Origin of the sequence: Nonomuraea sp. NPDC052129 (genome assembly GCF_040680095.1) — a bacterium.
Lineage (GTDB): Bacteria > Actinomycetota > Actinomycetes > Streptosporangiales > Streptosporangiaceae > Nonomuraea.
This window is the reverse complement of sequence record NZ_JBFAVX010000014.1, coordinates 21,281-37,992: the sequence shown is the minus strand read 5'-3', so window position 1 is coordinate 37,992 and position 16,712 is coordinate 21,281. Positions and strand designations below refer to the sequence as shown.

General features: G+C 67.6%; 15 protein-coding genes. 11 read left to right on the top strand and 4 right to left on the bottom strand.

From position 1 onward, the window contains the following. Positions 1-65 precede the first annotated feature (65 nt). The 5 genes from AB0L53_RS28560 (at position 66) to AB0L53_RS28540 (ending at position 6,963) form a co-directional block, all read left to right on the top strand. Entirely contained in the window at positions 66-1,589 is a 1,524-nt protein-coding gene (locus AB0L53_RS28560; RefSeq protein WP_363999949.1) for a hypothetical protein, read from the top strand. Next, a complete protein-coding gene (locus AB0L53_RS28555; protein WP_363999946.1) occupies positions 1,589-3,103 on the top strand; it encodes a serine/threonine-protein kinase in 1,515 nt (504 codons plus the stop codon). The genes AB0L53_RS28560 and AB0L53_RS28555 overlap by 1 nt, the downstream gene beginning before the upstream one ends. An 88-nt stretch (positions 3,104-3,191) precedes the next feature. Continuing rightward, on the top strand, positions 3,192-5,294 hold the full coding sequence (locus AB0L53_RS28550) for a DUF6421 family protein (protein ID WP_363999943.1): 2,103 nt from the start codon (positions 3,192-3,194) through the stop codon (positions 5,292-5,294). Then, positions 5,291-5,920 (top strand): SDR family NAD(P)-dependent oxidoreductase, encoded by a 630-nt coding sequence (locus AB0L53_RS28545; RefSeq protein WP_363999940.1) that lies wholly within the window; start codon positions 5,291-5,293, stop codon positions 5,918-5,920. Before AB0L53_RS28550 ends, AB0L53_RS28545 begins: the two co-directional genes overlap by 4 nt. Beyond that, positions 5,917-6,963, top strand: a complete 1,047-nt coding sequence (locus AB0L53_RS28540; RefSeq protein ID WP_363999937.1) for a low specificity L-threonine aldolase — start codon at positions 5,917-5,919, stop codon at positions 6,961-6,963. Before AB0L53_RS28545 ends, AB0L53_RS28540 begins: the two co-directional genes overlap by 4 nt. Before the next feature lie 54 nt (positions 6,964-7,017). Here the strand turns inward: AB0L53_RS28540 and AB0L53_RS28535 are convergent, their stop codons facing one another. Together AB0L53_RS28535 and AB0L53_RS28530 are read right to left on the bottom strand one after the other, a co-directional pair. After that, entirely contained in the window at positions 7,018-8,490 is a 1,473-nt protein-coding gene (locus AB0L53_RS28535; protein ID WP_363999934.1) for an NAD(P)/FAD-dependent oxidoreductase, read from the bottom strand. Between the two features lie 120 nt (positions 8,491-8,610). Continuing rightward, positions 8,611-9,264 (bottom strand): DUF305 domain-containing protein, encoded by a 654-nt coding sequence (locus tag AB0L53_RS28530; RefSeq protein WP_363999931.1) that lies wholly within the window; start codon positions 9,262-9,264, stop codon positions 8,611-8,613. 121 nt (positions 9,265-9,385) lie between these two features. Between AB0L53_RS28530 and AB0L53_RS28525 the strand changes: the two genes are divergently transcribed. The 6 genes from AB0L53_RS28525 to AB0L53_RS28500 all read left to right on the top strand — a co-directional run bounded on the left by AB0L53_RS28525 (position 9,386) and on the right by AB0L53_RS28500 (position 14,587). Further along, positions 9,386-10,093, top strand: a complete 708-nt coding sequence (locus AB0L53_RS28525) for a DUF3105 domain-containing protein (RefSeq protein ID WP_363999928.1) — start codon at positions 9,386-9,388, stop codon at positions 10,091-10,093. 477 nt (positions 10,094-10,570) lie between these two features. Beyond that, a complete protein-coding gene (locus tag AB0L53_RS28520) occupies positions 10,571-11,935 on the top strand; it encodes a DUF3696 domain-containing protein (RefSeq protein WP_363999925.1) in 1,365 nt (454 codons plus the stop codon). After that, positions 11,925-12,881, top strand: coding sequence for a hypothetical protein (locus AB0L53_RS28515; RefSeq protein ID WP_363999922.1), 957 nt, complete (start codon positions 11,925-11,927; stop codon positions 12,879-12,881). The genes AB0L53_RS28520 and AB0L53_RS28515 overlap by 11 nt, the downstream gene beginning before the upstream one ends. A 9-nt stretch (positions 12,882-12,890) precedes the next feature. Continuing rightward, the gene (locus AB0L53_RS28510; RefSeq protein WP_363999919.1) at positions 12,891-13,628 is read left to right on the top strand and encodes a DUF262 domain-containing protein; all 738 of its coding nucleotides are present in this window, start codon (positions 12,891-12,893) and stop codon (positions 13,626-13,628) included. Between the two features lie 433 nt (positions 13,629-14,061). Continuing rightward, positions 14,062-14,343, top strand: a complete 282-nt coding sequence (locus tag AB0L53_RS28505; RefSeq protein ID WP_363999916.1) for a Scr1 family TA system antitoxin-like transcriptional regulator — start codon at positions 14,062-14,064, stop codon at positions 14,341-14,343. Further along, positions 14,333-14,587 carry a DUF397 domain-containing protein gene (locus AB0L53_RS28500; protein WP_363999913.1) on the top strand — a complete coding sequence of 85 codons (255 nt, stop codon included), beginning with the start codon at positions 14,333-14,335 and terminating at the stop codon, positions 14,585-14,587. The genes AB0L53_RS28505 and AB0L53_RS28500 overlap by 11 nt, the downstream gene beginning before the upstream one ends. 78 nt (positions 14,588-14,665) lie before the next feature. On the opposite strand, the gene AB0L53_RS28495 is transcribed toward AB0L53_RS28500, so the two are convergent. Both AB0L53_RS28495 and AB0L53_RS28490 read right to left on the bottom strand, forming a co-directional pair. Further along, entirely contained in the window at positions 14,666-15,595 is a 930-nt protein-coding gene (locus AB0L53_RS28495; RefSeq protein ID WP_363999910.1) for a nucleoside hydrolase, read from the bottom strand. 139 nt (positions 15,596-15,734) lie between these two features. Next, positions 15,735-16,697, bottom strand: coding sequence for a zinc-binding dehydrogenase (locus AB0L53_RS28490; protein ID WP_363999907.1), 963 nt, complete (start codon positions 16,695-16,697; stop codon positions 15,735-15,737). Positions 16,698-16,712 lie beyond the last annotated feature (15 nt).

Here is a 16,712-nt window from a genome sequence, read left to right as displayed (position 1 = left end):
GCGTCTATTGACTTCCGGCAGGTGATTGAGACCCTTATTTCGATAACTGCGAAATTGGAGCGGAGATGGCACGTCTCACAGCTCTTGCCGGGGGTGTCGCGGCGACACTCGTCCTGCTTGCCCTGCCCGCGGCGGCGCACGAGCACCCCAGCGGTATCACCGACCTCGTAACCCCGGCCGTGGTTCGCGTGGAAGCCTCCTCGCACGTCGAGATCACTCTGCTCGATCACATAGGCGAGCTGATGCATGTGGAACGGTCCTACGACATCCCCTTAGGCGTGGGAACGGGCATCGTGGTCAACCCCGATGGCGCCGTCGTCACCCTCACCCGCGTGGTCAAGACCGACAAGGACGTGGCGGTCTACGCGGCCAACAAGATCTTCGCCGAGCACCACAAAGTGAAGATCCCGATCGACTTCGAGCGGCACAAGGTCAAGGACGACCTGCTCGAGCACCACTTGAAAGAGTGCTACCCGCCCAAGACCAACGTGTCGACCTGCATCATCAACGTCACCACCAACGTCACGATATTTCCGAACGTCTCCCCGGCCGACCCCAAGGGCATCAAGGCCGACATCGTCAAGACCGGCCCGCAGCCCGACAGCCCCGCCGTCCTGATCCCCACGGGCCGGACCGTCGGCAGCGTCGGCATGCCCACCGCGCCCCTCGCCGACAAGGTGCCCGACCAGCAGGGCTCGCCCACCAACGTGGCCGGGTTCACCGACCGGCCCGGCGCGAACGTCAAGGAGACGGTCGAGATCGCGCACCTGGGCAAAGGCGGCGGCGGACAGGACGCCGGCCGGAGCTTCGCCGACCCGGAGAAGAAGGTCGACGAGCCCGTGAAGCTCGGCGCCCTGGTCGATCGCGGCCTGCTCGGCGCGCCGGTCATCGGCGACAAGGACGGCCACGTCATCGGCATGCTCATCGGCGGCGGCAAGGAAGCCAGGATGATCGGCGTCAGGGAGATCCTCGCCGCGCTGGCCAAAGCCGGGGTCGCGCCGCGCCGTGGCGCCATCGACGCCGCCTTCGAGGCGGCGCTGACGCGCTACCACACCAAGTACTACACCGAGGCCGCGCCGGGCTTCCAGCGCGTGCTGGAGCTCTATCCGGGCAACGTGGTGGCGGCCAGGCTGCTGCAGACCTCCCTGCAGAAGCGGGGCGGCCCGGAGGACGCGGGCAGCAAGCAGACCGTGGCACCGGCGCCCAGGAGCATGCCGCTCTGGCCGTTCATCGTCGCCGCCGGGGTGCTGTTCGTGGCCGCGGGCGCCGGGGCGTTCCTGCTGTGGCGGCGACGCCGTACTCCTGACGACCAACCGGACCAGCCACCACCGCTGGTCGCGGCGGCAGCGGCGGCGGCCGCGGCCTCGTCGGTGTCGTCCGCGCCGACCTCACCGCCGGCGCCGCTCGACGAGGGCGCGAACCAGACCGTCGTGGTCCGCAGGTCGCAGCCCTTCCAGGTGATCCCGCAGCAGAAGCAGGTGCTCACCGAGCAGGACCAGCCGTCGGTCAAATACTGCACCGCGTGCGGAATGCGGCTGGGGGCCGCGCACCGCTTCTGCGGCTACTGCGGCCACCCCATCGAGACGTGATGCCCGTGAACGACAGATCGCTCGTGGGCCAGGAGGTGGCCGGCTATTACATCGAGGACATCGTGGGCAAGGGCGGCATGGCCGTCGTCTACCTGGCGCTCGATCCGAGGCTGAGCCGACGGGTGGCGTTGAAGATCCTGAACCCGGTGCTCAGCGTCGACGACCGGTTCAGGCAGCGCTTCATTTTGGAGTCCCGGACGGTCGCCAGCATCGAGCACCCCAACATCATCCCGATCTACGAGGCGAACGCCGACGCCGACGGCGTGCTCTACATCGCCATGCGCTACGTCGACGGGCTCGACCTGCGCCGCCTCATCTACGACCGGGGGGCGCTGCCGATCGCGCAGGCGAACCAGATCATCTCCCAGGTGGCCGCCGCGCTCGACGCCGCGCACGCGCACGACCTGATCCACCGCGACGTGAAACCGGCCAACATCCTGCTGGCCGGGGATCACGTCTACCTGACCGACTTCGGCATCACCAAGCACCGTACGTCGATCTCCGGGCTGACCCAGACCGACCAGTTCATCGGCACGCCGCGTTACATGGCGCCCGAGCAGATCAACAAGGAGCACATCGACGGGCGGTGCGACCAGTACGCACTGGCCTGCGTCGCCTATGAGGCGCTGTCGGGGCGGCTGCCGTTCCCGCGCGACAACGACATCGCGCTGCTCTGGGCGCACCTGGCCGAGCAGCCCACGCCGCTGTCACAGGTCAGGCCGGAGTTGCCGGTCGAGGTCGACGGCGTGATGATGCGGGCGCTGGCCAAGTCGCCCGAGCAGCGCTATCCGTCGTGCACGGCGTTCGTCACCGCGCTGCGCGACGCGATCAGCGGCCAGCCCGCCGCGCCGTCGCCCACCCCGTCGTCGGCCGCACGCCAGCGCCAGAAGGCGGCCTCCGCTACCTCCGGCCCGAGCAAGCTGCCGCTCGTGGTGGCCACGGTGATCGCGGCCGTCGCGGCGCTGTCGCTGGTCGTGCTGCTCGTCATGACCCAGAAGGGCGACTCCTGGGCCCGCTACCAGAGCACCACCGCCGCGCCGCTCACCTTCGAGTACCCGGCCGACTGGACCGTCAGGACGCACGGCGACCTGTTCGTGGTGGCCTCGCCGCATGCCGCCGAGTTCGAGTCGATGTTCGTCTCCGGCGCGGCCGCGGACTGGACCACGGTGAACGAGGTCATCACCGGCGACGCCGACAACGCCGTGGGCGTGTACGTGCAGGTCTCCGACGCGCTCAGCGCGAGCGCGACCGCCGCCCAGATGAAGGCCATGCTGGAAGGGCTGCTGCCCGGCGAGATCGTGGTGGACCAGCCCGTACCCGACCGCGCCGGTGACAGTGACGCCACCCGGTACGACGGCTCCCTGCGCGACCGCAACAGCGGCAACCGGCTCGGCTTCGTCAGCTACGTCATCGACCGCCGGCCCAAACCGCTGCTGGTGCTGTACTTCTGCGCCAAGAACCGCTGCGACGACGCCACCGAGGGCCGCGTCAGGCAGAGCGTCCACCTCTCCTGACATCTCACCATGCGGACATGTTTGTCGGTTTTGGGCATCCCTATATGTATATTTTCCCGTAGAAGATGCTTATGGCGGGAGATATTTCATGCAGGCGTTCCCCAGGGTGCTGTTCGACGAGGCCCACAGCGAGTCGTGGACCATCCGACGTGAGGTCGCCGAGGCCATCAATCCGGCCCACCCCGACGACAACAGCTATGCCCGCGCGGCCGAGCTGCTGCGGCGCCTGGGGCACACGGTGACGGCCCGTCTGACCGGATCGCTGGACGCGGGAACGCTCCAGGAGCAGGACGTGCTGGTCATCGCGCATCCGTCGGGGGAGCGGTGGGAGCGCACCACGGGGCAGGGGAGCCCGATGTTCTCCGCCGCCGAGCTGGACGCGGTGGAGGCGTTCGTCGCCGGTGGTGGCGGGCTGGTAGTGCTCGCGGAGGAGGAGCAGGACAAGTACGGCAACAACCTGGCCGAGTTGCTGGGCCGGTTCGGGGTGGGCGTGACGCACGCCACGGTGCGGGATCCCGGGCACGCTCACCGAGGGGTGGCGACCTGGGTGCTCGGCGAGCGGGCCACGAGTGACGGGGTGCTGGCCGGGGTCAAGGCCGCCTGCTTCTACCGCTCCGGCGCGCTGACCCTCGCGGATTCGTCGGTGGACGCGGGGGCGGCCGGTGCGGGTTCGTCGGTGGACGCGACCGTGTTGTTCGCCAGTTCGGGGGGTGCGGATCCGGCGGGGGCGCCGCTGGCCGTGGCGGTGCGGCACGGGCGCGGCCGGGTGGTGGTGTTCGCCGACTCGGACCTGTTCGGCGACGACTCGATCGAGGACTACGACCACCGCACCCTGTGGGGGAACGTGGTCACCTGGGCGGCCCGCGTGCCGGACGACGGCGCCACCGGATCCCGGGACGAGCGGAAGGCGGCTCTGTTCGCCGCCCTCAAGGCGACGGTCGAGGAGCTCCGTCCGCTCCAGGTCAAGGACGGCTCGGTGCCCGACGACAAGCCCCAGGCGAAGGCGCTGGTGGCTACGATCGACAGCCAGCTGGCCGAAATATCGCCATATTTCCCGCAGGACGCCGCCTACCTGGCCGCCGTCCGCGCCGACCTGGCCAAGTGGAGCGCCCAGGATCTGGGCGTACCGGACTTCCTCGACTCCCTGGAGCTGTTCCACCCCGACACCCAGCGGGTGGACGGCCTGGAGCATCTCGTCGTGTTCCCCATGTACACCCAGAACGGCAATCCGAACCGCACCCTGGAGGCCGTCTGGCTCCGTACGATCTGGCCGGACTGGCTGGCCGAGCTGGAGTCGTCCGGCTACGACAACCCGATGTTCGTGCCGATCGCCTTCGAGGACTTCACCTCCGGCTACGACACCCACTCGGCCGTGCTCTTCCCGGAGACCGTCGCCGTACGTCAGGCGCCCGAGCGGTTCACCTGGGGCGGCATCTTCGCCGACCGCGAGGCCGCCAGGTTCCGGCGGGTCGCCACGGCCGCCACGGCGACGCTCAAGCTCGACCTGCCGCCGGACGCGGCCAGGCTGCTGGAGTCGCAGCGGCTGGCCCAGGACACCTTCGTCATGTGGGACCTGATCCACGACCGCACTCACAGCCACGGTGACCTGCCGTTCGACCCGTTCATGATCAAGCAGCGCATGCCGTACTGGCTCTACTCGCTCGAAGAGTTGCGCTGCGACCTGACGGCGTTCGGCGAGGCCGTACGGCTGGAGGAGAAGGGTGTGCCGCACGCGCGGTACGTCCAGCACGCCATCCTGTTCGACCGGCTGTTCCGCTTCCCGATCACCGGTGACCGGGTGCGCAACTACGACGGGCTCGGCGGGCAGCTGCTCTTCGCCTACCTGCACCGCAACGACGTGGTGCGGTGGACCGACAACCGGCTCACGGTCGACTGGGAGCGCGTGGCGGGCGGCGTGGCCGATCTGCGGGGCGAGGTGGAGAAGCTGTACCGGGACAGCATCGACCGGTCCAAGCTGGCGCACTGGCTGGCCGCGTACGAGCTGGTGAGCGGGTACGTCGAGCCGAGCCCCGGATCGACGTGGGCCAAGGGGATCCAGGCGCTGCCGGAGGAGCAGAAGGCCAAGGTGGACGCGGTGCTGCCGGATGAGTTCCCGCTGAGCATGTTCTATGAGGCACTGCGCCGTAAGCTGGCCGAAGTGGTCGAATCGACTAGGGGGATCCGGGCATGATCATTCTGGTTACGGGTGCCGGCGGCCCCACGGGTCAGGCCGTCTCCGGATTTTTCCGGAAAAATGGGCACACTGTGATCGGGGTCGGCAGGGACGACGTCGACCTTCTCGACCGCGCGGCCGTACAAGCGCTCGCGGACCGGATCTCCACCGAGCACGGCCACGTCGACGGGGTGGTGCACCTGGTCGGCGGTTGGCGCGGCGCGAAGTCGTTCGCCGAGACCGACCTCGACGACTGGGGCGCCCTGCACGACCTGCTGATCCGCACGCTCCAGCACGTCTCGCTGGCCTTCGAGCCGCTGCTGCGCAAGAGCCAGAACGGCCGCTTCGTGATCGTCTCCGCCAAGGCGGCCCAGCACCCCACGGCGGGCGGCGCTCCCTACGCCGCCGCCAAGGCGGCCGCGGAGGCGTGGACCCTGGCCCTGGCCGACGCCCTGAAGGACACCGGCAGCGCGGCGGTCATCCTGGTCGTCAAGGCCCTGGTGAACGACGCCATGCGCGCCGCCAGGCCGGACGCCCGTTTCACCGGCTTCACCGACGTCAATACGCTGGCAGAGGCGATCGGTGACCTCTACGACCGGCCCGCCGCGCAGCTCAACGGCACCAGATTGGACCTCACTCAGTGATTCCCCGGCACGACCCGCAGCTCAAGAGCTTCGCCAGCGACAACTACGCGGGGGTACACCCGGAGATCCTGCGCGCCATCGCCGACGCCAACGGCGGCCACCAGATCGCCTACGGCGACGACGTCTACACCGAGGCCCTGCTGAGCGTCTTCCAGCGGCACTTCGGCGAGCGGGCCCAGGTCTGGCCGGTGTTCAACGGCACCGCCGCGAACGTCGTCTCCCTGCGCGCCATGACCGCCCAATGGGAGGCGGTCATCTGCGCCGAGACCGCCCACATCCACACCGACGAGGGCGGCGCGCCGGAGGTCGTGGGCGGCATCAAGCTGCTGACCGTACCCACGCCCGACGGCAAGCTCACCCCGGAGCTGATCGACCGCCAGGCCTGGGGCTTCGGCGACGTCCACCGCGCCCAGCCCCGCGTCGTGTCCATCTCCAACACCACCGAACTCGGCACCCTCTACACCCCCGAGGAGATCGCGGCCGTCTGCGCCCACGCGCACGAGCGCGGCCTCCTCGTCCACCTCGACGGCTCCCGCCTCACGAACGCCGCCGCCGCCCTCGACGTCCCGCTGCGGGCGCTGACCACCGACGCGGGCGTCGACGTCCTCTCCTTCGGCGGCACCAAGATCGGCCTGCTGTACGGCGAGGCGGTCGTGGTGCTCAACCCCGAGGCGGCCGGCGGCATCGACTACATCCGCAAGACGTTCATGCAGCTGTCGTCGAAGATGCGTTTCGTGTCCGCGCAGTTCGAGGCGCTGCTCTCCGGCGACCTGTGGCTGCGCAACGCCCGCCAGGCCAACGCCATGGGACAGCGGCTGGCGGCGGCGGTCCGCGACATCCCCGGCGTCGAGGTGCCGCGCCCGGTGGAGGCGAACGCGGTGTTCGCGGTGCTGCCGCGTGAGGTGACGGAGCGGCTGCAGAAGCGGTTCCGGTTCTACACCTGGAACGAGGCGACGGGGGAGGTGCGGTGGATGTGCGCCTTCGACACCACGGAAGCGGACGTGGACGCCTTCGCGGCCGCGATCCGGGAGGAGATGGGCTGACTCTTTGGGCCCCCAGGGCTCTTAGGGCTTGCGGGCTCTTAGGGCTTAGGACTCTCAGTCGGTGAGTGCGAGGCGGGCGGCCTGCCAGCCGCCCATGCCGTGCACGGCCGCCCCGGGCGGCGTGGCCGCCGAGCAGAGGAACACCCCGGGCAGCGGCGTCCGCCAGGGCGCCGGCGACCACACCGGCCGCCTGACGAACTGCCCCAGGCTCGCCAGCCCGCCCCCGATGTCGCCGCCCACCAGGTTGGGGTTGGCCGCCTCCAGCTCGGCGGGCCCCATCGCGTGCCTGGCCAGCACCCGGTCGCGGAACCCCGGCGCGAACCGTTCGATCTGCCCCTCGATGGCGTCCGTCATGTCGACCCTGGACCCGTTCGGCACATGACAGTAGGCCCACAACGTGTGCCCGCCCCGGCTGTCATCGGCCGCGTACGGCTGCACGAGCAGCACGTACGGCCGCGGTGAGTGCCGCCCGTGAGCCATCTCGGCCTCGCTGAGCGCGATCTCCTCCAGCGTGCCCCCGAGATGCACTGTCCCGGCCGCCGCCACCGCCGGATCCCGCCACGGCACGGGCCCGTCGAGCGCCCAGTCCAGCTTGAACACCCCAGGCCCGTACCGATAGCGCTCCAACCCCCTGCGATACCCGGCCGGCAGCTCGGCCATCGTCAGGAACTGTCGGGGGGTCACGTCGAGCACCACCGTCTCGGCGCCCAGCTCCCGCAGGTGGCGTACCCGATGCCCGGTGACCGCCTCCCCGCCCAGGGCCCTGAGCCTGGCCACCAGGGCGTCGGCCAGGACCTGCGACCCGCCCTTCACCACCGGCCACCCCACCAGGTGCCCAAGGGCCGCCAGGAGCAGGCCGTACCCGCTCGTCATGGGCGAGCGCAGGTCGAGCATGGAATGGGCGGCCATGCCCGCGAGCACCGCCCGCCCCTCGACGGTCCGGAACGCCCGCCGCCCGAGTGTCGTGACCGGCAACGCCGCCGCCACCCCGAACCTGGCCGCCTGCGCGAACACCCGCGGCCGCGGCTCCCACGGCCCGAGCGGCTTGAGCAGCAGATCGACCAGCGGCAACCCGGCCCGCGCCGCCGCCCCCACCGTCCGCTCCCATACCGCCGCATCCCGCCCCAAACCGGCCGCGGTGCGGCGGGCATCACGGTGCACGAGCACGGCGGGGCGATCGTCGAGCGGATGAGCGGCCACGACAGCGGGATGCACGAACTCAACCGAACCGAACTCGCCCCCACGAGACTCGCCCCCACGAGACTCGCCCCCATGGAGACCGGGCTCTTTGGGGCCGGATCCACTGATGCCGAGCTCCCTGAAAGCAGGAGAGGCCAGCGCCATCGCCATCACGGTCGCACCCAGATCGTGCACCCGCCCGGGCAGCGTCACCTCCGCCGACCGCAGCCCCCCGCCGAACTGATCGGCCGCCTCCAGCAGCAGCACCTCACGCCCGGCCTGAGCCAGCAGAACAGCGGCGACAAGCCCGTTCGGCCCGGACCCCACCACAACGGCGTCGGCACTCACCTCAGGGCCGCCTCAATCCGTGACGCCGCGCGCTCACTTCATCCCCGCCTCAGTCCCTGGCGCCGCGAGCCCACTTGAGGCCCGCCTCAATCCAGCTCATTGCCCTGAGACGCCTTGCGCTCACTTCAGGATGGTCGGGTACGGCTGCGCGCCGCGCTGCTTGAGCATCTCGGTCATGAGCTTGATCTCGCCGGTCTGCCCATTGACGATCTTCTGCGCCATGCTGACCACCTCGTCCCGCGTGGACAGCTTCAGCAGACCCTCGGCCATCTGCACGCCGCCCTCGTGGTGGCGGATCATCAGCTGCAGGAAGAGCACCTCGGCAGCCGTGCCCTGCAGCTCCTTGAGCTTGGTCAGCTGATCCGGCGAGGCCATGCCCGGCATCGCCCCGCCCACGGGAACGGCGGCGGGGGCGGCCGAAGTGCCTGACCCGCTGTGCCCGTGCCCGGCCATCCAGGCCATCGGCCGGCGATCGGTGGCCTGGTCGAGCTCCCACTGCTGCAACCACCCCTGGAACATGCCCCGCTGATTGGACTGGGTGGTGATGATGTCGTAGGCCAGGTTTCTGACGTCCTTGGACTGCGTCTTGTCCCTGATCGTGAACGACATGTCGACGGCCTGCGCGTGATGCGTGGCCATGTCGCGAGCGAATCCGGCCTCCGCCGAGGCGTCGCCGGGGGTGCCGCTACGACCCCATACGAGGAAGATCACCGCTCCGGCGAGTACGAGCACGGCGCAGGCGATGAGCAGTGAGTTCTTGGCGGGCTTTTCCATGGCTCGTCCAGCGTACCCATCTCATCGCCGAGGCGTGCCCGGGTACTTAAGACGCTCTTATTCTCCACATACTGCACTAGGGCATAGGGTGACCCGGAGTTGGCATGCCGATGGAGGAACGATGACGAAGGAGAAGGCGCAGGCGCGGCGCGAGCATCTGCAGAAGATGCGAGCGCAGCAGAAGAGCAAGGAGCGCCGCGCCGCGCTGTTGATGTGGGGGGCAGGCGGACTCGTCATCGTGCTGCTCGTCGGAGTGGTCGGTTTCTACTTGGTCAAGCAGGCCAAAGAGACGTCATTGGGGGCTGTGGCCAACTACAAGTACGAGGCGGGCCAGCACGTCTGGAACACGGTCACGTACAAGGAGAACCCGCCGGTCGGCGGCCAGCACAACAACTACTGGCAGCAGTGCGCGGTCTACGACAAGCCGATCCACAACGAGCACGCCGTCCACTCGCTGGAGCACGGCGCCCTGTGGATCACCTACCGCCCCGACCTGCCGAAGGCGCAGGTCGACGCGCTGAAGAAGACGGCTACCTCGACGGGGCAGCAGGACTACATGCTGGTCAGTCCGTACCCGAACCTGCCCGCTCCGGTCGTGGCATCCTCCTGGGGCCACCAGCTGAAGCTCGACAAGGCCGACGACCCGAAGCTCGCGGCGTTCATCAAGAAGTACCAGAACGGCCCGGACACCCCTGAAGCCGGCGCCATCTGCGGCGGCCCCGACGCCATCACCACGACGGCGGACCAGGCCCCCCTCCCCCCGGAGCCCAAGGGCCAGGCCAGCCAGCCCCCCACGGAAATGATCAGCCCCAGCCCCACCAACAAGTAACCCCAAGCTCGGGCCTCCCTGGCGGTCGGGCGGTGCCTCCCAGGGGGCTCCGCCCCCTTCGACCCCCGAAAAGCATGGTCTTCGCTTTCGCTCAGGCTGCCTTCTGGGGGCTCCGCCTTTCGGCGGGGGCCTTCCGGCCCCCGCCGCCCCGGACGCGATCCCGTTGTAGATGGCGAGGGGCTTCACGGTTGGCGCTGCCTGGCCATGTTGTTTCGCGATGACAGAGGGATGGAGAGCGGCCCCGAGGCAATCAAAGGGGCTTCGGGGCGGTTACCGGCAGCGTGTGACTGGCCATCAGAAACGGGCGACGAGCTGACACACAGACGATCAGCCATTACGTCACGGCTTCGCCTGCTGCTCTATCGGCGCAGGAAAGATCGAGACCAGGCCCTCTTGTCGAGGTCGTAGTGCCCTTGAGGGCCTTCAGCGTTTGGGAAATCGGTCCGCGTGGCACGGAGGCGCGTTAAAGTCGACCTCATGCCACTGGCGCGCTTCGTCCTCGAGAACTATCGATGTTTCCGTACTCGGCAAGAGGTGGAACTGCGCCCGATTACCGTGGTGCTTGGCAAGAATAATTCGGGCAAGAGTGCCCTTGTCCGGGCGCCACTGGTCCTCCGAACGGGCATTCGCACCATGTCGCCCCTTCCTTTCGATTTGGATCAACTCGGAGAGTCTGGCCCGGACTTCCTCGATCTGGTTCACGGCCGCAATCCGCACGGCCGCATTGGTGTGCGACTCGATTTCGAACGTGAAGGCGTCCGTCCGCACAGCCTGTCAGCCACGGTACAGAATGTCGACGAGTGGGGTTATCAGCTGGTCAGCTCATTGGCCATCGAGCCTGACTCGAAGTACACGCACATAGGTTGGGACGAAGACGATCCTGACCGTGCGGACTGGCCGCGGCGGCACGAATTGAAGGACGGGCATGCTTACTTCGTGAGCAACGGTGAGGACGATGTTTCGAGAATTCGTCTGCCTTTTTATGGGCTTCTTCCTGCCATCCGACACGATCAAGCCTACGATGCCGTCTATGACACAACCGAAGCGGACCGGCTGGACCAAAGCGAGGACATCGACCTTGATCAGCTGATCGAGGCGATAGCGATCATCCGTTCCGAGTTCGATGACATTCGTTATCTCAGCCCCTATCGCGAGCGCCCGCGCAGGGTCTACCGGTTCCGCTCCAGAAGGCCGGCTACCGTCGTCGGCGCCAACGGTGAATCGGCGCTGGACATTGTCGCCCACGACGAGCTTCGACGGCGCAGCGGGCTGCTGAACAGGCTCAATGGCTATCTCGACGACAACATCTCAGGTTGGAAGCTCGGGATCCAGCATCACGAAGAAGGCGTGTATTCCGCCGTCATGCGTTCCACGTTCGATGGCAAGCTTGAGGTCAGCCTCGCCGACGCGGGCACGGGCGTTACTCAGTTGCTGCCCATCCTCGTGCAGCGTGCGGTGGATGCGGTGATGCCGCCCGAACAGCCGACTCTGGAGATCATCGAAGAACCCGAACTGCACCTTCATCCGTCAGCGCACGCCCGCTTGGCCGATCTCTTCATGGCGGCCGCCCAAGAATCGAACGTTCGGTTCCTCATTGAAACTCACAGCGAGACCTTCATGCTCCGGTTGCGGCGTCGGATCGCGGAAGGCGCCATCGCCCCCGATGATGTCGCGATCTATTTTGTGGAACACGAAGGCGGCGTGGCCAACGCCCGACGTATCGGCATCGACCAGCTCGGGAACCTGGACTACTGGCCGCGCGGGGTCTTCGCCGAGGACTTCGAGGAGACGCGGGCGCTCGCTGCCGCCCAGATTGAGCGATCGGAAGCCGATGCGGGTTGAGTTCCATCCCGAGATATTCACGAGAGCCGATCAGATCTTGGAGATCCACGAACTGATCCAGTTATTCCTACGGGTGCAGCATGAGTGGCATATCAAGCCCCAGGATGTGGAATCGGCTGTCGCCTTCTTCGGCCGACATTTCCCGACACTCGCGCCCGTCTACGCAGATCTCGCGCTCAAGGCCAGCGTCGCTCAGGCGTGGCAGGCCGCTGGTGTCGCTCCTCTGCAGGTGTCCCACACAACCATTCGCGACGATGTGTGCGATCTGCGGCAACCTGCTGTGCTCCTCGTTGAGGACGAGTTCTCTGACCGCTGCTTCCTTCTGGCCATCTGCCGCGTCTTCGACGGCGAGGACGTGGCGGAGGCGGCGGCAAGGCAGCACCTGGACATCCGCCACGGCGGAGGAAAGGATAGGGCGGGGAAGCAGGCGTCCGATGCGTTGACCCGCTTCAGGCGTACACCACGCGTGGCACTGTTGCTGGACAGCGACAGGTTGGCTCCCGGTCAAGTGACTCGCTGCCACAAGGTTGCCGATGAGGTCCGTGCGCTCGGTGCCCATGTTCATGTCCTGGAGCTTCGCGAGGCGGAGAACTATGCTCCCAATCGGGTCTTGGCGATGGTCCGGCCGCATCACGAAACGTCGAAGAAGATCAAGGCGTTGAAGTCGCTCACCCCGAAGCAGCGTGGACACTTTGACATGAAGAAAGGATTCCCTGGTGGGAGAGACGGCGAGCCGCAGGTGCCGCGTGGGCATGGGAGCCTGTACGACGGAGTACCTGACCGGACGATCGAGCTTCTCCGGCCGGGGTTCGGGGCCGGCTTGACCGAACTCATGATGAGAGCCGCCGCTGGCGGGAGGCTCGCCGAGTCCGACTTCGCTGGACTTGGAGCAGAGGTCGTGAGCGAACTGCGCGAGCTTCTTTCGAAACTACGCAAAATTATTTAGAGGGCATACGTGGCAGAGCAGAACGCGGGCATGGAATTCAATCCGGAGGTGCGTCTCGTCACAGAAATGATCGAGGCAATTGCCCGTGGTGAGTTGCGCATACCAAAATTTCAGCGCGCGTTCTCCTGGGCGCCTGGCCAGATGCTCGACCTGTTCGAGAGCCTCGAGCGAGGGTTTCCCATCGGGAGTTTCATTGTCTGGGAGACCGAGTCGCAGGTCGAATGCTCGAATGAGATCGCCGGGCAGATGATCGCCGATCCTGAGCCGGGAAGGCCCATATCATACCTGGTCGACGGTCATCAGCGTCTGGCCACTCTCTTCGGCTGCCTTCGAGCCGCGAATCCGCGCGAGTGGAAGTGGTCGGTCTACCGTGTCTTGGGCCAGCGCGATGGGCAGTCCCATCGCTATCGCCATTGGAAGAAGAGAGACGTCCCGATCAACTATTTCCCTGTTCGCTCGGCGCTCAGGACCATTGATTTCCTGGCTTACATGCGGGAACTTTCGGCGGCAGCGCCTGAGGAAGAGCTGGCCGACCTCATTGATGAGTGCGAATCCGTCGTGCGGCGTATCAAGGACTACCGCGTACCGGTTGTCCGGGTAGTAGGGGGCTCTCTTTCCGTGGCGAGCACGGTATTCTCGCGCGTCAATACCACGGGCCGCTCGTTGACGGCTTCCGAACTCGCGGACGCGGCGAAGTATGTGACTGGTGACTCAGCGGACACTTCCGGTGAAACCAATCGTTCGTAGGGCTCGTCTCTCGCTGCTGCATGCGTCACCGTCGAGGTCGTCTACTGCTTTGCGAGACCGGACATGATCAGACAGTCCGGGCAGTTCCGCACGCTCACTTCGGCGGACGGCATGCACCCGCCGCACCTCGCCTTGCTTGATGTAGATGGTCTTCGCTCTTCGCTCGGGCTGCCCTTTTGGGGCTCCGCCTTTCGGCGGGGGCCTGCCGGCCCCCGCCACCCCCGGACGCGATCCCGTCGCGGATGATCAGCAGGCGTTCACCGTGCTGGGCGCCAGCTTGGTCGCCGGGCCGTCGGCGGTTGAGGCCGAATCTCGGTGCGCCCAGGCAGCCCCCAGACTGTGCGCCGAGCTGTCGCAACGGCTTATGCCGTCTCGGGTGGCCAGAGTTGCACTCGGTAGAGATCGACCTCGACGATGTCGGCGGGGAAGTCGGGTGACGATTCAGATCCTCGCGAGCGCTGTGGGCGCACATCCCGGCGCGACGAAACCTTTCTCCATCCTGGCCCTTTCCGAGGTCCATTACCCCGACGTGGCCTACATCGAGACGCTCACAAGTAGCCTGTGGATTGAGGACGACAGTGAGGTTCATCGATACGGCCTTGCCTTTGATCAACTGCGCGCGATCGCTGTGAGCCCTGATGAGTCGGCAGAGTTGATCTCTCAGGCGGCCGACCGTCTACAGATGGAAAGAGGACCCGCGAAACATGCACAGTAACCCGATCGACCCGGCCACCCTCATCTGGCGGAAGAGCCGGCACAGTGACGGAGGCAATGGGTGCGTGGAAGTCGCAGTTTCTGACGCCGCACCGTCCGACGCCCTCCACAAGGCCGACCGCGGGCCTCTGGTGCTCATCCGCGACAGCGAAAACCCCAACGGTCCCGTTCTTGCGTTCACCGATCTTGAGCTCAAGGCATTCTTCGGTGGTATCAAGGACGGCGAATTCGACGACTTGCTCTGATCGGCCCTGAGGAATTCCGCCCGCCCATCCCGACGGACGGTCGCCGTGCCTCGCCTTGCTTGATCGAGTGGGTTCGCTCTACTGCTGTTGCGCCCTTTCGACAGCGTCGATCCAGGTCTCGTTGAAGGCTTGGTCGTCCAGGTCGGCGAACACCTGCGTCCGCCGCCCGTTCGGGTCGCCCGTGAAGCACAACTGCTCTGCCTCGAGGTCGGTCCGCAGGCGCTGTTCCTGGACGACGGCCCCGCTCCAGCCGAGCGCCACGGCGCACGCGACTGGGTCCCAGTGAAAGTTGATCAAGTCATCGGGCAGTCCAGCATGGGCGCGGCCGAGTTCCGTCATACCGCTGTCTATGGCGTAAGCCCTGCATTGACGGGCGAGTAGTTCGCCCAGAGGCCCAGAGGCGGCCAGGCGGGGCAGGTGAGCGGCCCGTAGGTGCGCCTTGACGGTGACGGGGAGGGTGACCAAGGTGAGCCGGGCGTGCTCGGCCAGCACCCGGGCGGCTTGGGCGTCGCATTGCGTGTTCCAGTCCATCTCCGGGCCCCACGCGGGCAGTCCGGGGGCAAGGGGGTGCACCCATCCGCCCATGGCCACCACCGGCACCCCGTCAAGACGACCGGGCCGGGCCATGTGCAGCAGAGCCAGGTTGGTGAAGGGCCCGATGGCCGCGACGGTGGCGCCCAGGTCGATGCTGCGCTCAAGCAGATCGATCGCGGCTTCCGGCGGCGCGGGACGGGGGGCGACGGTAACGCCGCCCCAGTACCGCTCGTGATCGAGCAAGTCGCCCATGGACCGGCCTGTGGTGAGTGATTTTCCGGCGCCGGCGATGACCGGGATGTCCGGGCGCCCGGCCAGTTGGAGGCAGTGCGCGACGTAACCGGCGCGTCGGCCATCAGGGTCAGCGGTCGTGGTGATGCCGACGATCTCCACGCCGGGCCAGCCCAGAACCATCGCCAGGGCACAGAGGTCGTCGGGATCCCCGCCCAGGTCGGTGTCGATGTGCAAGCGCATGTCAGGCATCCTGTCGCCCGTCGCGCCTGCCTGCCACGGCTTTTCCGGCCGGTCGCCGCCCGTCCTCCCCACGGCCGCGTCAAAGGCCGTGCACCATCGCATACGCCCCGAGCGAGTGACTGGAGCACGGCCAGTGGCGTCAGATTCGTTCGACTTCGAGCACGAGCTTGCCGGTCGTACGGCCGGACTCGATGCGGCGGTGCGCCTGTGCGGCCTGTTCCAGCCGTAGCGACTCCACCTGCACCCGAAGCTCCCCGCTAGCGGCCGCCGCGACCGCCCGATTCAGCGCCCGACCCGCCTCTGCCGGAGAAGCGGCGGAGAACGCGGCCAGGTTGAACCCGGAGACCGTCTTGTTGGTGAACCACAGTTCGTCGGCCGAGATCCCGACGTCCTCGGCGCCGGAGGCGTTGCCCATCACCACCATCCGGCCCATCGGCGCGAGCAGGTCCAGGCTGGTGCGTCGTGCCGCACCGCCGACCATGTCCACCACGACGTCGAACCGACCGGCCTCGGCCACCTGCTCGCGCAGCACGACCTCGTCGTAGCCGAACGCCTTGGCGGTCTCGATCTTGGCGGGGCTGCCCACGGTGCCCACCACGCGGCCCGCGCCCAGCAATCGGGCGGCCTGGCCGAGCTGGCTGCCCACGCCTCCGGCGGCGGCGTGCACGAGCACGGTTTCGCCTGGTTCGATGCGGGCCACCCGGTCGAGTACGAGGAACGCGGTGGTGCTGTTGGAAGGCAGCGCCGCCGCGATGCCCAGCCCCAGGTCGTAGCCGTCCAAGGGAGCCACCAGGTCGGCGGAGGTGGTCACCACCTCCGCGTAGCCGCCGCTGTCGACGATCGTCAGCGCGGCGACCGACTGGCCCACCCGCAGCCCCTCGACGCCGGGGCCGAGCGCCCGGATGCGGCCGGACACCTCGATGCCGGGCACGAAAGGAAGCGGTACGTCCACCACGCCCTGCCGGTAGAGGATCTCGGCGAAGTTGGCGCCCGCGTAGGCCACGTCGATGGAGACCTGCCCCGGCCCGGGCTCGGGGAGCTCGATCTCGTCGAGGCGGAGGACATCAGCACTGCCGAATTCGGGAATCGTGATTGCCTTCATGTCTTCCATCGTGGT